Origin of the sequence: Citrobacter sp. wls827, assembly GCF_005280875.1 — a bacterium.
GTDB classification, from domain to species: Bacteria; Pseudomonadota; Gammaproteobacteria; order Enterobacterales; family Enterobacteriaceae; genus Citrobacter; species Citrobacter youngae.
The window spans coordinates 296,842-313,628 of sequence record NZ_SZWR01000012.1 but is presented as its reverse complement, the minus strand read 5'-3'; the positions used below and the strand labels follow the sequence as shown (position 1 = coordinate 313,628).

General features: G+C 52.9%; 13 protein-coding genes. 6 read left to right on the top strand and 7 right to left on the bottom strand.

Annotated features, from left to right (window positions below):
- Positions 1-6: 6 nt before the first annotated feature.
- Positions 7-948, bottom strand: coding sequence for an electron transfer flavoprotein subunit alpha/FixB family protein (locus tag FDX03_RS08345; protein WP_137345779.1), 942 nt, complete (start codon positions 946-948; stop codon positions 7-9).
- A 15-nt stretch (positions 949-963) separates the two neighbouring features.
- Positions 964-1,734, bottom strand: a complete 771-nt coding sequence (locus FDX03_RS08340; protein ID WP_121584180.1) for an electron transfer flavoprotein FixA — start codon at positions 1,732-1,734, stop codon at positions 964-966.
- A 480-nt stretch (positions 1,735-2,214) separates the two neighbouring features.
- On the opposite strand from FDX03_RS08340, the gene caiT reads away from it, so the two are divergent.
- From caiT to caiE, 6 genes are all read left to right on the top strand, one after another.
- On the top strand, positions 2,215-3,732 hold the full coding sequence (gene caiT / locus FDX03_RS08335; protein WP_048212731.1) for an L-carnitine/gamma-butyrobetaine antiporter: 1,518 nt from the start codon (positions 2,215-2,217) through the stop codon (positions 3,730-3,732).
- Positions 3,733-3,766: 34 nt separating this feature from the next.
- On the top strand, positions 3,767-4,909 hold the full coding sequence (caiA, locus tag FDX03_RS08330) for a crotonobetainyl-CoA dehydrogenase (protein ID WP_003018898.1): 1,143 nt from the start codon (positions 3,767-3,769) through the stop codon (positions 4,907-4,909).
- Positions 4,910-5,020: 111 nt separating this feature from the next.
- The gene (gene caiB, locus FDX03_RS08325) at positions 5,021-6,238 is read left to right on the top strand and encodes an L-carnitine CoA-transferase (RefSeq protein ID WP_048212732.1); all 1,218 of its coding nucleotides are present in this window, start codon (positions 5,021-5,023) and stop codon (positions 6,236-6,238) included.
- A 62-nt stretch (positions 6,239-6,300) separates the two neighbouring features.
- Complete coding sequence (gene caiC / locus FDX03_RS08320; RefSeq protein WP_137345778.1) at positions 6,301-7,854, top strand: crotonobetaine/carnitine-CoA ligase; 1,554 nt, start codon at positions 6,301-6,303, stop codon at positions 7,852-7,854.
- A 54-nt stretch (positions 7,855-7,908) separates the two neighbouring features.
- Positions 7,909-8,694: a crotonobetainyl-CoA hydratase gene (gene caiD / locus FDX03_RS08315; RefSeq protein ID WP_000004376.1), complete on the top strand. Its 786-nt coding sequence runs from the start codon at positions 7,909-7,911 to the stop codon at positions 8,692-8,694.
- A 6-nt stretch (positions 8,695-8,700) separates the two neighbouring features.
- Positions 8,701-9,297, top strand: coding sequence for a carnitine operon protein CaiE (caiE, locus tag FDX03_RS08310; protein ID WP_060855456.1), 597 nt, complete (start codon positions 8,701-8,703; stop codon positions 9,295-9,297).
- Positions 9,298-9,373: 76 nt separating this feature from the next.
- On the opposite strand, the gene caiF is transcribed toward caiE, so the two are convergent.
- The 5 genes from caiF to rihC all read right to left on the bottom strand — a co-directional run bounded on the left by caiF (position 9,374) and on the right by rihC (position 16,785).
- Complete coding sequence (caiF, locus tag FDX03_RS08305) at positions 9,374-9,769, bottom strand: carnitine metabolism transcriptional regulator CaiF (RefSeq protein WP_003018912.1); 396 nt, start codon at positions 9,767-9,769, stop codon at positions 9,374-9,376.
- 273 nt (positions 9,770-10,042) lie between these two features.
- Positions 10,043-13,270: a carbamoyl-phosphate synthase large subunit gene (carB, locus tag FDX03_RS08300; protein ID WP_137345777.1), complete on the bottom strand. Its 3,228-nt coding sequence runs from the start codon at positions 13,268-13,270 to the stop codon at positions 10,043-10,045.
- 17 nt (positions 13,271-13,287) lie between these two features.
- Positions 13,288-14,436 (bottom strand): glutamine-hydrolyzing carbamoyl-phosphate synthase small subunit, encoded by a 1,149-nt coding sequence (gene carA, locus FDX03_RS08295; protein WP_115643905.1) that lies wholly within the window; start codon positions 14,434-14,436, stop codon positions 13,288-13,290.
- A 454-nt stretch (positions 14,437-14,890) separates the two neighbouring features.
- Complete coding sequence (gene dapB, locus FDX03_RS08290) at positions 14,891-15,712, bottom strand: 4-hydroxy-tetrahydrodipicolinate reductase (protein ID WP_048212738.1); 822 nt, start codon at positions 15,710-15,712, stop codon at positions 14,891-14,893.
- 173 nt (positions 15,713-15,885) lie between these two features.
- Positions 15,886-16,785 carry a ribonucleoside hydrolase RihC gene (gene rihC / locus FDX03_RS08285; protein WP_249357017.1) on the bottom strand — a complete coding sequence of 300 codons (900 nt, stop codon included), beginning with the start codon at positions 16,783-16,785 and terminating at the stop codon, positions 15,886-15,888.
- Positions 16,786-16,787: the final 2 nt, after the last annotated feature.

Here is a 16,787-nt window from a genome sequence, read left to right as displayed (position 1 = left end):
AATGGTTTAACGCGCTAAGGCAGCCGTCAGCGCAGGCAGGATCTTCAGCGCATCACCAACGATGCCGTAATCCGCATACTGGAAAATCGGCGCATTTTTATCTTTGTTAATGGCGAAAATCGTCTGCGCGCCGTTGGCGCCGACCATATGTTGGATCTGCCCGGAAATCCCTACCGCCAGATACAGTTCAGGCTTGAGCATCAGGTTGGAAATACCGACGTAGCGTTCGTGCTCCATCCACTTCTCGTTTTCCGCCACCGGACGGGAACAGGCCAGCTCAGCGCCAATCGTCTGGCACAGCGCTTCGGCCAGCGAGATATTTTCTTTGCTGCCGATACCTCGTCCCACGCTGACCACCAGGCGGGCTTTGTCGAGGTCGACGCTGTTGCTCTGACGCGCCTGAGTTGCCGTACGGGTCACGGCAACGGCCGGATCCTGCCACTGTACAGTATGCATCTCGCCGCTGCGGGTAGTATCCGGTTGCTGCGCGTCAAACGTTCCGCTACTGAGAGTGATCACGGCAAACGGCGAAGCGATGGTTTCTGCCCCTATCGCCAGGCCGCCGTAAACCATATGTTTGACCGCCGCTTTACCGTCCTGCACGGCGACTGCGCTGGCGTCGTTTGAAACGGCTGCCGACAAGCGAAAACCCAGTTTTGCCGCTAACAGCTTGCCGCGACGCGTATTCGGCAGCAGCACTGCGCCGCCCTCGCTGTGCTGACGAATGGTCTGAGCCATCACATCGGCGAACTCTTCAACCATACGGTCTTCTGGTTTGCCGCTGAGCAGCCAGACATGATCCGCGCCTAAATGACATGCCGTTGCGCTGTCCGCATCGCTGAGCACAAACGTGTTAACTTTTTCACCTAAAGCCTGCGCACCTTTCATCAGTTCCGGCAGACGAGAAGGGGTATCGCTGAATACCCAGACACTGGAAAATTTGTTCATAACATCCCCTGATAATTAAATGATTTTGCGAAGATTCTCGACAAACGCGGCAATCTGTTCTTCACCGTCACCTTCAATCACAACGCGCTGACGCTCGCGCTGTTTCGGCGCAGCAACCTGCTGTGCGGAATACGCCTGCACGCTGTTCAGACCAATGTCTGCAGGCGACCAAACCTGAACCGGTTTTTTCGCCGCGCCAAGAATGGCTTTCATGGAAGGGATTTGAGGGGTGTTGATATCCGTTGAGACCGCGATCACCGCCGGGAGCGGGATGCTCAGTGTTTCGACTTCATCTTCCAGCTCACGCTCTACCGTCAGCGTGCTATCGGTAAGAGAGAGGATTTTACTCACGCCATTAATCGTGGGAACGTTCAGCGCTTCGCCCACCAGCAGACCAACCTGCTGAGCATAGAGATCGGAAGAACCGTCACCACAGATAATCAGATCGAAACCGGCTTTTTGCGCGGCGGCGGCCAGCGCGGTAGCCGTTTGTTGTGGCAGCGCCTGTTCAAATTGATCGTCAATGACAACAATCAGTTCATCAGGGCCACGGGAGAGTACATCTTTGCGCCCTTTTGCATTGGTCAGCGCTTTGCCGCCGACGCTCATGGCGACAACCTGGGCCTCTCCTGCCTGTTGTTTTAACTGACAAGCCGCTTCGATCGCATTCAGGTCGTACTGGCTGATTTTGCCATCCGCTTTGCTGAAATCGAGTGAACCATCAGTATTATTAATCGCAATATCCTGTTCATCAGGTACGCATTTGTAGCAAGTAATTATCTTCATTGCATCTCCAGAAATCATGAAGGAAACGTATTTATATCGGCGGTGTTAAATACAGATATCACGCTCTTTAATTCGGAAATAAAACCTTAATCACCAATATTGAAAATGTCACACATTGAAATTCGTAACTTTCAATAGTGTTACGTACCTCACCAATATTGAAAGAGTCACGTCAAATATGAAAATTTTCAATATTGTCTGCGGGTTCAACAATATTGAACGCCAGTCACTTAAAAAAGTTAAAAAACCAACATCAAGATTATGATTAATAAAGAAATTATTTAGATTTCCAGACAAAATAACCAGCATAAAAAAGTGTGATACAGATAACAGAATAGCCGGAAATGAATACCCATTATGAGTTACTCACTGAGGCGACCCCAGAGGTTAAAAGTTATCAACAAATCATTAATAATAAATAAACAAAAGATCGTTCACGGGCTCGCTAAATAAATTTCGTTTTCACACTGGAATTCACTTATGAAAAATGAAAAGAGAAAATCGGGAATTGAACCGAAGGTTTTTTTTCCGCCATTAATAATAGTTGGAATACTTTGTTGGCTAACAGTAAGAGATCTCGATGCCGCTAACGTCGTTATTAATGCGGTATTCAGTTATGTCACCAATGTCTGGGGCTGGGCATTTGAATGGTATATGGTCGTCATGCTAGGCGGCTGGTTCTGGCTGGTTTTTGGCCCGTATGCCAAAAAGAAATTAGGCGACGAAAAACCGGAGTTTAGTACCGCCAGCTGGATCTTTATGATGTTCGCCTCCTGTACTTCAGCCGCGGTGCTGTTCTGGGGCTCTATCGAGATCTACTACTATATCTCTACCCCGCCGTTCGCCCTGGCGCCCAACTCCACCGGTGCGAAAGAGATAGGCCTGGCATACAGCCTGTTCCACTGGGGGCCGTTGCCGTGGGCAACCTACAGCTTCCTCTCCGTTGCCTTCGCCTACTTCTTCTTTGTGCGCAAGATGGATGTGATCCGTCCCAGCTCCACGCTGGTACCGTTAGTGGGCGAAAAGCATGCGAAAGGGCTGTTCGGCACCATCGTTGATAACTTCTACCTGGTGGCGCTGATCTTCGCGATGGGTACCAGCCTCGGTCTGGCGACGCCGCTGGTAACCGAGTGTATGCAATGGCTGTTCGGTATTCCGCATACGCTGCAACTCGACGCCATCATCATTACCTGCTGGATCATTCTGAACGCCATTTGCGTAGCCTGCGGCCTGCAAAAAGGGGTCAGGATCGCCAGCGACGTGCGTAGCTACCTGAGCTTCCTGATGCTGGGCTGGGTGTTTATTGTCAGCGGCGCCAGCTTCATCATGAACTACTTCACCGACTCGGTCGGCATGCTGCTGATGTATCTGCCGCGCATGCTGTTCTATACCGATGCCATCGGCAAAGGCGGATTCCCGCAGGGCTGGACCGTCTTCTACTGGGCATGGTGGGTCATTTACGCCATCCAGATGAGTATCTTCCTGGCGCGTATTTCTCGTGGTCGTACCGTACGTGAACTGTGCTTTGGGATGGTGCTGGGCCTGACTGCTTCCACCTGGATCCTGTGGACAGTCCTTGGCAGCAATACCCTGCTGCTGATGGATAAAAACATTCTCAACATCCCACAGCTGATTGAACAACACGGCGTGGCGCGCGCCATTATCGAAACCTGGGCCGCCTTGCCATTCAGCACCGCCACCATGTGGGGATTCTTTATCCTCTGCTTTATTGCCACCGTCACGCTAATTAACGCCTGCTCCTACACCCTGGCGATGTCCACCTGTCGCGAAGTTCGTGATGGTGAAGAACCGCCGCTGTTGGTACGTATCGGTTGGTCCGTTCTGGTCGGCGTCATCGGCATCGTTCTGCTGGCGCTGGGTGGGCTGAAGCCCATTCAGACCGCAATTATCGCCGGAGGATGTCCGCTGTTCTTCGTCAACATCATGGTGACGCTGTCCTTTATTAAAGACGCCAAAGTGCACTGGAAAGACAAGTAATTCTTATTAACCCAATTGATCAAGAGGCTGAAAGATGGATTTCAACTTAAATGACGAGCAGGAGCTGTTTGTCGCCGGTATTCGTGAACTGATGGCCAGTGAGAACTGGGAAGCTTATTTTGCCGAGTGCGATCGCGACAGCGTCTACCCTGAGCGTTTTGTAAAAGCACTGGCGGATATGGGCATCGATAGCCTGTTGATTCCGGAAGAACACGGTGGACTGGAAGCGGGTTTTGTCACCGTGGCCGCCGTCTGGATGGAACTCGGACGTCTTGGCGCACCGACTTACGTGTTGTACCAATTACCTGGCGGTTTTAACACTTTTCTGCGTGAAGGTACTCAAGAGCAAATTGATAAAATCATGGCGTTCCAGGGAACCGGTAAGCAGATGTGGAACTCTGCCATCACCGAACCGGGAGCGGGATCGGATGTTGGCAGTCTGAAAACCACTTATACACGCAAAAATGGTAAGGTTTATCTTAATGGCAGTAAGTGCTTTATCACCAGTAGCGCCTATACCCCGTACATCGTGGTGATGGCGAGAGATGGCGCATCGCCGGATAAACCTGTTTATACCGAGTGGTTCGTTGACATGAGCAAAGCGGGTATCAAGGTCAACAAACTGGAGAAACTCGGTCTGCGTATGGATAGCTGCTGTGAAATCACCTTTGACGACGTTGAGCTGGACGAGAAAGACATGTTCGGTCGGGAAGGTAACGGTTTCAATCGCGTGAAAGAAGAGTTTGACCATGAACGCTTCCTCGTCGCGCTGACCAACTACGGTACGGCAATGTGCGCGTTTGAAGACGCCGCGCGCTACGCCAACCAACGCGTACAGTTTGGCGAAACGATCGGCCGTTTCCAGCTGATTCAGGAGAAGTTCGCGCACATGGCGATCAAACTGAACTCCATGAAAAACATGCTGCTGGAAGCCGCATGGAAAGCAGATAACGGCACTATTACCTCGGGCGACGCGGCCATGTGCAAGTACTTCTGCGCCAACGCGGCATTTGAAGTGGTAGACACCGCCATGCAGGTGCTGGGTGGCGTGGGTATCGCGGGTAACCATCGCATCACGCGCTTCTGGCGTGACCTGCGCGTTGACCGTGTTTCTGGTGGTTCTGACGAAATGCAGATCCTGACGTTGGGTCGTGCGGTACTCAAGCAATACCGTTAATCGACCCCTTGTAGGCCTGATAAGACGCTCGCGTCGCCATCAGGCAATTATGCCGGATGGCGCTGTGCTTATCCGGCATACATACCGCAAAAAAATGCCAGGAGCAAAATTATGGATCACTTACCAATGCCAACCTTTGGCCCACTTGCCGGGGTACGAGTTGTCTTTTCAGGGATCGAGATTGCCGGTCCGTTCGCCGGACAGATGTTCGCCGAATGGGGGGCTGAGGTTATCTGGATTGAAAACGTTGCGTGGGCCGATACCATCCGCGTACAGCCTAACTATCCGCAGCTCTCACGTCGTAACCTGCACGCCCTGTCGCTCAATATTTTCAAAGATGAAGGTCGGGAAGCGTTTCTGAAGCTGATGGAAACCACCGATATCTTCATTGAAGCCAGTAAAGGCCCGGCCTTTGCCCGTCGCGGCATTACCGATGAAGTGCTGTGGGAACATAACCCGAAACTGGTTATCGCCCACCTTTCCGGCTTCGGCCAGTTTGGTACCGAGGAGTACACCAATCTTCCGGCTTACAACACCATCGCGCAGGCGTTCAGCGGCTATCTGATTCAAAACGGTGATGTTGATCAGCCGATGCCAGCCTTCCCGTACACCGCCGATTACTTCTCCGGGATGACCGCAACGACAGCGGCGCTGGCGGCTCTGCACAAAGTCCGCGAAACGGGTAAAGGTGAAAGCATTGATATCGCCATGTACGAGGTGATGTTGCGCATGGGTCAGTACTTCATGATGGATTACTTTAACGGCGGCGAAATTTGCCCACGCATGACCAAAGGCAAAGACCCGTATTACGCTGGCTGCGGCCTGTATAAATGCGCCGATGGCTATATCGTCATGGAGCTGGTCGGCATCACGCAAATCAACGAGTGCTTCAAAGATATTGGCCTCGCCCACATTCTTGGCACACCGGAAGTCCCGGAAGGCACCCAGCTTATCCATCGCGTGGAATGCCCTTACGGCCCGCTCGTGGAAGAGAAACTGGACGCGTGGCTGGCAACACACACCATCGCCGAAGTCCAGGCGCGCTTTGCTGAGCTGAATATCGCCTGCGCGAAGGTGCTGACCATTCCGGAACTGGAAGGCAACCCGCAGTACGTTGCCCGTGAATCGATTACTCAGTGGCAAACGATGGACGGTCGCACCTGCAAAGGACCGAATATCATGCCGAAATTTAAAAACAACCCAGGGAAAATCTGGCGTGGCATGCCGTCACACGGCATGGATACCGCCGCCATTCTGAAAAATATTGGATATAGCGAAGCAGACATAAATGAGCTGGTCGGCAAAGGCCTGGCCAGAGTTGAGGAATAAAAGCGACGCGCTGACCCGCGAGTGGGTTAGCGCTCACGCCTGATTTCAGTGGATAAAGCAATATGGATATCGTTGGCGGACAAAACTTACGTCTGATGTGGGACGACCTGGCCGGGGTGTACGGAGATAAAACGGCGTTAATTTTCGAATCCTGCGAAGGAAACGTTCGGCAATTTAGCTATGCCTCGCTCAATGAAGAGATTAACCGCACGGCAAACCTGTTCCATTCTTTAGGGATCCGCAAGGGCGATAAGGTCGCATTGCATCTGGATAACTGTCCGGAATTCATTTTTTGCTGGTTTGGGCTGGCAAAAATTGGCGCCATTATGGTGCCGATTAATGCCCGCTTGCTGGGCGAAGAAAGCGCCTGGATCCTGCAAAACAGCCAGGTAAGCCTGCTGGTCACCAGCGCCCAGTTTTATCCTATGTACCGCCAGATACGGCTGGAAAATACCACACCGCTTAATCATATCTGTCTGATTGGCGAGCAACTTCCGGTTGAGGACGGCGTGAGCCACTTTACCCAACTGCAATCCCGTCAGTCCGCCACGCTGTGCTATACACCTGCGTTATCCACTGACGATACGGCGGAAATTCTGTTTACCTCTGGCACCACCTCACGGCCTAAAGGGGTGGTGATTACCCACTACAATCTGCGATTTGCCGGCTACTACACTTCCTGGCAAATCGCCCTGCGCGATGATGACGTCTACATGACGGTAATGCCCGCTTTTCATATCGACTGTCAGTGTACGGCAGCCATGGCGGCATTCTCCGCAGGCAGCACCTTTGTGCTGTTGGAAAAGTACAGCGCCAGGGCATTTTGGGATCAGGTACGTAGATACCAGGCGACGGTCACCGAATGCATTCCGATGATGATCCGAACGCTGATGGTTCAACCCCCAGCGCCAACGGACAGACAGCATCGCCTGCGCGAAGTGATGTTCTATCTCAATTTATCCGAGCAGGAAAAAGACGCCTTTACCGAACGTTTTGGCGTCAGGCTGCTGACCTCCTACGGTATGACCGAAACCATCGTCGGCATTATTGGCGATCGCCCCGGAGACAAACGGCGTTGGCCCTCTATTGGCCGCGTGGGTTTTAGCTATGAAGCCGAAATCCGTGACGATCGCAACCGTCCCCTGCCCGCCGGAGAAATTGGCGAAATCTGCATCAAAGGCGTGCCGGGCAAAACCATCTTCAAAGAGTACTATGCCCAGCCGGAGGCTACCGCCAAAGCGCTGGAAGCTGAGGGTTGGTTACATACCGGAGATTCGGGTTACCAGGATGCGGACGGTTTTTTTTATTTCGTCGACAGGCGCTGCAACATGATTAAACGCGGCGGAGAAAATGTCTCCTGCGTCGAGCTGGAAAATATTATTTCTGCGCATCCGAAAATTCAGGACATTGTGGTTGTCGGTATTAAAGATTCAATCCGTGATGAAGCCATTAAAGCGTTTATTGTCCTTAATGAAGGTGAAACATTAAGCGAAGCCGAGTTCTTCAGCTTCTGCGAAAACAATATGGCGAAATTTAAGGTTCCCTCTTTTATGGAGATCAGAACCGACCTGCCACGCAATTGTTCAGGAAAAATAATCAAAAAAAATCTGAAATAACCTCTCTGGCAGGAATATCTCCTGCCTGAAAACCTATTTATCTGGAGATGAACTATGAGTGAATCATTACATCTGACCCGTAACGGCCCGATTCTGGAAATTACCCTCGACCGGCCTAAAGCCAATGCCATTGATGCCAAAACCAGCTTTGCCATGGGTGAAGCGTTTCTTAATTTTCGTGATGACCCGGAATTACGCGTAGCGATAATCACCGGCGGCGGCGAGAAATTCTTTTCTGCGGGCTGGGACTTAAAAGCGGCAGCTGAAGGTGAAGCGCCGGATGCCGATTTTGGCCCAGGCGGCTTTGCCGGTTTAACCGAAATTTTCGACCTCGATAAACCGGTCATCGCTGCGGTAAACGGCTATGCGTTTGGCGGTGGTTTTGAATTGGCGCTGGCGGCGGATTTTATCGTCTGTGCGGAAAATGCCAGCTTCGCGCTACCGGAAGCCAAGCTCGGGATCGTGCCTGACAGCGGCGGCGTTCTGCGTCTGCCGAAGCTACTGCCACCGGCTATCGTCAACGAAATGGTGATGACCGGCAGACGAATGAGCGCCGAAGAAGCGCTGCGTTGGGGTATCGTCAACCGCGTTGTCAGCCAGAGCGAACTGATGGATAGCGCGCGCGAACTGGCGCAGCAGCTGGTGAATAGCGCCCCGCTCGCTATTGCCGCACTGAAAGAGATTTACCGCGCGACCAGCGAAATGCCGGTGGAAGAAGGCTACCGCTACATCCGCAGTGGTGTGCTGAAGCACTATCCGTCAGTGCTGCACTCCGAAGATGCGCTTGAAGGACCGCAGGCATTTGCCGAAAAACGCGATCCGGTGTGGAAAGGACGCTGATAACCGATGAGCTATTACGCCTTTGAAGGCCTGATTCCGGTAGTGCATCCAGAGGCGTATGTTCATCCCAGCGCCGTGTTGATTGGTGATGTGATCGTGGGGGCTGGCGTCTACGTCGGCCCACATGCCTCACTGCGCGGTGACTATGGTCGCCTGATTCTGGAGGCAGGTTCTAACTTGCAGGATGGCTGCATCATGCACGGTTATTGCGACACTGACACCATCGTGCATGAGAATGGGCATATCGGCCATGGCGCAATCCTGCACGGTTGCGTGGTGGGCAGAGATGCGCTGATCGGCATGAACAGCGTCATTATGGACGGCGCAGTGATTGGTGAAGAGAGCATTGTCGCCGCCATGAGCTTTGTCAAAGCCGGCTTTCAGGGGGAGGCCAGGCAACTGCTGGTCGGTTCACCTGCTCGCGTATTGCGTGAAGTCACGGTTCAGGAACTGCACTGGAAACGGTTAAACACCAAAGAGTATCAGGACCTTGCAACCCGCTGCCAAACAAGCCTACACGAGACGCAGCCATTAACGCGGGTCGAAAAAAACCGGCCGCGCCTGAAAGGCACGACGGACGTAAAACCCAAATCAGCACAGTAATTGATGCCGGATGCGCTCACGCTTATCCGGCCTACGCGTCAACCACCGTTTATACCGCCATCAGGCAAACTGACAATTAGCGACGCATACTCTTGGAGAGCATCATCTGCCATTTCTGCTCACGGTTGAGCTCTGTTGGGGGAACGGCAGACAGCCGCGGCGTTTTCGCCACACTCACCTTTTTTTCCTGCAAATTGTGGCTCAATCGGTTGTAGAGGTGAGAATCAATACTGATGACTTTTACCAGACGCTGGCACTGGCAGCCCCGGCCTGCAATCTGATTAGGGATCATCTTAACTTCACAAACAATTTCTCCCACTTCCGACAGAATATAAGAGAGAGTATTAATTGCTTTGCAGTGCTCAATATCAAAATGGCGGGAAATTTCCTTTGCGGTGATCCAACGATCCTCAGCCATCATCCAGTCAGCAATTAACAAATAAAGCGGTCTTTCAACATATTTTTCACACATAAGCACACCATTTCACAAATTAAAAATCTGGCTACGGCCTGTCCAAATTAATAAAAACTAAGCCATATTAAAATTGTGGATATAAAGGATAGTATGCGACTTGAATGTTGATTAGTGTGAGCTATATCGTGCTTATTACATTGAAAATGTGGTTATGAAAGTGCATCTGGCCAGGAATGACCTTACACGAATTAAAAAAAGGGTTTCTTTACAGAAACCCTTTCGAGATTATATTGCAGGTCAGGTTAACGCAATTATCACCGAACCTATTTTTTATGACTTTTTGATCTGTGCGTGCATTTCCTGCACAGAGGTCACCTTCTCAGTGGCATCGGCATTCAGCGCCATCGCCGTCGCGAAACCGCCGTTCAGGGTAGTGTCATAATGCACTTTGTACTGCAGTGCGCTGCGGCGAATCAGCTTGGAGTCTTCAATCGCCTGACGCCCTTCGGTGGTGTTGATGATGTAAGTGTACTCGCCATTCTTGATACGGTCCTGAATGTGCGGACGCCCTTCATGCACCTTGTTCACCAGACGTGGATTGATACCCGCTTCGCCCAGCACAATCGCCGTACCGTGCGTCGCATCCAGCTCAAAACCAAACTTCAGCAGCTTCGCCGCCAGGTCAACCACGCGCTCTTTATCGCCTTCGCGAACGGAGAGCAGTGCACGACCCTGTTTTTTCATGGTGGAGCTGCTGCCCAGCTGTGCCTTAGCGAACGCTTCTGCGAAGGTACGCCCCACGCCCATCACTTCCCCGGTAGAGCGCATTTCCGGCCCTAACAGCGGGTCAACGCCCGGGAACTTGTTGAACGGCAGCACCACTTCTTTTACCGAGTAGTACGGCGGGATAACTTCCTTGGTGACGCCCTGCTGTGCCAGCGTTTTTCCGACCATTACGCGTGCCGCGACTTTTGCAAGCGCAACACCCGTTGCTTTGGAGACGAATGGAACGGTACGCGCCGCACGCGGGTTCACTTCAATCAGGTAAACTTCGTTATTCTTCACCGCAAACTGAACGTTCATCAGACCGCGAACCTGCAGTTCGAAGGCCAGTTTCTGCACCTGCTGGCGCATTACATCCTGAATTTCCTGGCTCAGCGTGTACGCAGGCAGAGAACATGCGGAGTCACCGGAGTGTACGCCCGCCTGTTCGATGTGCTCCATGATGCCGCCAATCAGCACCATTTCGCCGTCGCAGATAGCGTCCACGTCCACTTCAACCGCATCGTCAAGGAAACGGTCCAGCAGTACCGGCGCATCGTTAGAAACGCTGACCGCAGTCTGGAAGTAGCGACGCAGGTCGGCTTCGTCGTAGACGATTTCCATCGCGCGACCACCGAGAACATACGACGGACGCACCACCAGCGGGTAGCCAATCTCTTTCGCCTTCTCAACAGCCTGTTCGATAGCCGTTACGGTAGCGTTCGCCGGTTGCTTCAGCTTCAGACGGTCAACCGCGTGCTGGAAACGCTCACGGTCTTCCGCGCGGTCGATGGCATCCGGGCTGGTGCCGATAACCGGTACACCTGCCGCTTCCAGCGCACGCGCCAGCTTCAGCGGGGTCTGGCCGCCGTACTGTACGATGACGCCTTTCGGCTTCTCAATACGCACGATTTCCAGTACGTCTTCCAGGGTTACCGGCTCAAAGTACAGGCGGTCGGAGGTGTCGTAGTCGGTAGAGACGGTTTCCGGGTTACAGTTGACCATGATGGTTTCATAACCATCTTCGCGCAGCGCCAGCGAGGCGTGTACGCAGCAGTAGTCAAATTCGATACCCTGGCCGATACGGTTTGGACCGCCGCCCAACACCATGATTTTATCACGGTCGACGGACGGATTTGCTTCACACTCATCTTCATAAGTGGAGTACATGTAAGCAGTGTCGGTGGCAAATTCTGCCGCGCAGGTATCCACGCGCTTATAGACCGGGTGCAGGTTGTACTGGTCGCGCAGCTTGCGGATTTCCGCTTCGCGAACGCCGGCCAGTTTCGCCAGACGCGCATCGGCGAAACCTTTACGCTTAAGCTGACGCAGGAAGTCAGCGTCGAGGCCGTTGATGCCAAGGTCAATGACTTTTTCTTCCAGACGCACCAGCTCTTCAATCTGCACCAGGAACCAGCGGTCGATGTTGGTCAGGTTGAACACGCCATCGACGGACAGGCCAGCACGGAAGGCATCGGCGATGTACCAGATACGCTCAGCGCCAGCGTCTTTCAGCTCGCGACGGATTTTAGTCAGTGCTTCCGGGTCGTCCAGGCTGACTTTCGGGTCGAAGCCGGTCGCGCCCACTTCCAGACCGCGCAGCGCTTTCTGCAGCGATTCCTGCTGGGTGCGGCCAATCGCCATCACTTCACCGACAGATTTCATCTGCGTGGTCAGACGGTCATTAGCACCAACGAATTTCTCGAAGTTGAAGCGTGGAATTTTCGTCACAACGTAATCGATGGAGGGCTCAAACGAGGCCGGAGTACGGCCGCCGGTGATGTCGTTCATCAGCTCGTCGAGGGTATAACCCACCGCCAGCTTGGCGGCAACTTTCGCAATCGGGAAGCCGGTGGCTTTGGACGCCAGCGCCGAGGAGCGGGATACGCGCGGGTTCATCTCGATGACAATCAGGCGACCGTTTTTCGGGTTTACCGCAAACTGGACGTTAGAACCGCCGGTTTCCACGCCAATTTCACGCAGTACCGCCATCGAGGCGTTACGCATGATTTGATATTCTTTGTCAGTCAGCGTCTGGGCAGGTGCTACGGTGATGGAGTCACCGGTATGGATGCCCATCGCATCGAAGTTTTCGATGGAGCAGACGATGATGCAGTTGTCGTTTTTATCACGCACCACTTCCATCTCGTACTCTTTCCAGCCAATCAGCGATTCATCAATCAGCAGCTCGTTGGTTGGGGAAAGGTCCAGACCGCGTTCGCAGATTTCTTCGAACTCTTCGCGGTTGTAGGCGATACCGCCACCGGTGCCGCCCATGGTGAAGCTAGGACGGATAATGCACGGGAAGCCAACGTCAGCGGCAACCGCCAGCGCTTCTTCCATGGTGTGAGCGATGCCTGAACGCGCGGTGTCGAGACCAATCTTCTTCATCGCGATGTCGAAGCGACGACGGTCTTCCGCTTTATCAATAGCATCCGCCGTCGCGCCAATCATGGTCACGCCGAACTCAGCCAGTACGCCCTGGCGTTCCAGTTCCAGTGCGCAGTTCAGCGCGGTCTGGCCGCCCATGGTTGGCAGCACCGCGTCCGGGCGTTCTTTCTCAATAATTTTGCGTACTACTTCCCAGTGAATCGGCTCGATGTAGGTGGCATCGGCCATTTCCGGGTCGGTCATGATGGTTGCCGGGTTGGAGTTCACCAGAATAACGCGGTAACCCTCTTCACGCAGGGCTTTACACGCCTGGGCGCCGGAGTAGTCAAACTCACACGCCTGACCGATAACAATCGGACCCGCGCCCAGAATCAGGATACTTTTTATGTCTGTACGTTTTGGCATGGCTCTTTTACTCCTGATTATTTCGCGGACTGACGGTATTGCTCAATTAACTCGATAAAGTGGTCGAACAGCGGTGCGGCATCGTGCGGACCGGGGCTCGCTTCCGGGTGCCCCTGGAAGCTAAAGGCTGGCTTATCAGTACGATGAATGCCTTGCAGCGTGTGGTCGAACAGGGATTTATGCGTCACGCGCAGGTTCGCCGGAAGCGTCGCTTCATCGACCGCAAAACCGTGGTTCTGCGCGGTGATCATCACGGTGTTGTTATCAATATCTTTTACCGGATGGTTGCCGCCGTGGTGGCCGAACTTCATCTTAATGGTCTTCGCACCGCTCGCCAGCGCCAGCAGCTGATGGCCGAGGCAGATACCAAATACCGGAATATCGGTTTCGAGGAATTTCTGAATCGCGGTAATCGCGTAGTCGCACGGCGCCGGGTCGCCAGGGCCGTTGGACAGGAAGATACCGTCCGGATTCATCTTCAGAACGTCTTCTGCTGAGGTTTTCGCCGGTACAACCGTCAGGCGGCAGCCGCGGTCCGCTAACATACGCAGAATGTTACGTTTAGCGCCGAAATCGTACGCCACAACGTGGAACGGCAGTTCATCGGTAGATTTGGCTTCCGGCAGGTCACCGGCCAGCGTCCAGCTACCTTGCGTCCAGCTATACGGCTCCGCAGTGGTGACTTCTTTCGCCAGGTCCATACCGTTCAGGCCAGGGAACGCTTTCGCTTTTTCCAGCGCCAGCGCGGCATCCGGATTATCGCCCGCGATGATACAGCCGTTTTGTGCGCCCTTTTCACGCAGCAAACGCGTCAGCTTACGGGTATCGATATCGGCAATCGCCACAATGTTATGGCGCTTCAGATAAGAAGAAAGGTCTTCGGTATCGCGGAAGTTGCTGGCAATCAGCGGCAGGTCGCGGATGACCAGACCTTGCGCATGTACCTGAGAAGATTCAGCATCGGCTTCATTGGTGCCGACATTACCGATATGAGGATAAGTAAGAGTGACGATTTGGCGGGAATAGGAAGGATCAGTGAGGATTTCTTGATAACCGGTCATTGAAGTATTGAAAACGACTTCCCCAACCGCCGAACCTGTTGCCCCTATGGCCCGACCGTGAAACTGGGTTCCGTCTTCCAGAACCAATAGCGCTGACTTAATCAAAACACCCTCCAGAGAATATTCACTCACTTTATTTGCATATTAATTCATTAACACATCATGAATCAATGCAAATTTGCTTACCTATGGATTTCTGGCAAACGGCGGCATTCTAGAGATAGCCCACGTAAAAGTCTACCCAAAAGGGTAATTTTTATTATTATTTTGCGCCATTGACGAATTAACCCGCCTCCAGGCACCAAAAAGATCAACTAACTTAGAGCAGAAAACGCTTGCGGAGCAGGAAGAGTATTAAATCTCAGAAACAAGAGACAAAAAGTAGACCAAATGGTCAAAATTTACATTTAACCAACACAAAAAGACAATAAAACTCATAAAAATAAGATATTCAATTCAAAATAAACTTTAAATAGATAAAATAAAGGGCAATAAAATATTGCCCCATGTAATCAAATAATTACGACTACAATAACCACATCACGAAGGGTAAAAAACCTTACAAATTGCGTAAATCAAGCACATCTCGCATATCAAAAAGACCATTTGATTTAGATTTCAGCCAAACCGCCGATCTCACGGCACCGTTGGCGAATGTCATACGGCTGGACGCTTTATGCGTGATCTCAATACGCTCGCCAATATCGGCGAACATCGCAGTATGTTCCCCGACGATATCCCCCGCTCGCACCGTGGCAAAACCAATCGTGCCCGGTACGCGCTCGCCGGTGTAACCCTCACGGGAATAGACTGCGCAGTCTTTCAGATCTTTATCCAGCGCCCCGGCAATCGCCTCGCCCATCGCCAGCGCAGTGCCTGACGGCGCATCCACTTTGTGGCGGTGATGCGCTTCAATAATCTCTATATCGGTGTAATCACCCATCACTTTCGCCGCTTTCTCCAGCAGCTTCAGCATGACGTTGACGCCAACGCTAAAGTTAGCGGCGAAGACGATGCCAATATCCTGCGCGGCATCGCGAATAGCCTGTTTTCCCGCCTCATCAAAGCCGGTGGTGCCAATTACCATCCCTTTCCCATGCTGGCGGCAAAACGCCAGATGCGCCAGCGTGCCTTCCGGGCGGGTAAAATCGATGAAAACATCGAAATCATCTTTCACCGCTTCAAGGCTACTTTGTACCGTAACGCCCGTTTTCCCGGCTCCGGCTAACTCTCCGGCATCGCTTCCCAGTAAGGAAGAGCCTTCGCGCTCCAGCGCCGCGCCAAGCTGTACGCCATCCATGCCAAGAGTGGCCTGAATCAACTGACGCCCCATGCGTCCACCGGCTCCCGCGATGGCAACGCGGATTTGTGCATCATGCATAGCTATTCTCTTTTGTTAATTTTACGTAAATCGTTTTCAGATTAACCAGCGTATCGCTGCGCCGCCAGCCGAAAACGTCGATAATTAGAATTTAATGATAAACAGGGAAAGATATCAGTAAAAGGCATGACGCCACGGAATAAGCAGCGTCATATCGTTATATAACGCGGAAATCAGGGGGCCAGTGCCAGAACGTGCGCCACCCACTGCTGGAACCCCTCGACATTCAGCCCCAGTGCCACCTGGGCATTAGCGGGTTGCCCCAGCCGCCCTTCGATATCTACCACCGTTGTGCCAGAGGTATATTCCCCCTGCGTTTCAACGCCGACAAAACAGGGCTTGAGCGTAAAGAGATCCGGGCGCACCAGCCAGGCAATCGCACAGAGATCGTGCATTCGCAGCCCCGTATTCATGCTACCGCTACGGTAGTGACTGAACAGCGCATGCAGCATTTTTCCCGTCTGGTTAAGCTGAGGTAACGTCGCCAGATACTCCGGCGCAAGCATCGCCTGGTTGGTCACGTCCAGCCCGCACATTACAATCTCCAGCCCGCTCTGGAAGACTTTCGCGGCAGCCTCGGGATCGATAGCAATATTAAACTCGGCGTTGGGTGTGAAGTTCCCGCGCCCGGCAGAACCGCCCATAATCACCAGGCGCTTAATGTTAAATACGCATTCAGGATAATGGGTCAGCAGCAGCGCAATGTTGGTCAGCGGGCCAATTGCCACCAGCGTCACGGGCTGTGAGGCATGCATCAGCGCATCACGAATCGCCTGGAAGGCGGGTTTTGCCATCGCCTGTCGGTCGTGTTCGACAAATTCATACCCTTCCATACCGGACTCACCATGCACGGAAGCGGCATCACGCAGCGGCCGCACCAGCGGCATCGATGCTCCCTGCGCCAGTGGAACATCCGCATTCCAGAAGTGCAGCAGTTGCAACGCATTACGGGTGGTTTTTTCCACCGACACATTGCCTGCTACCGTGGTCATCAGTTGCAGATCCAGCTCAGGGGCAAACAGCGCGGCGGCAATGGCGGCGGCATCATCAATGCCGGGATCGGTATCAAGAATGA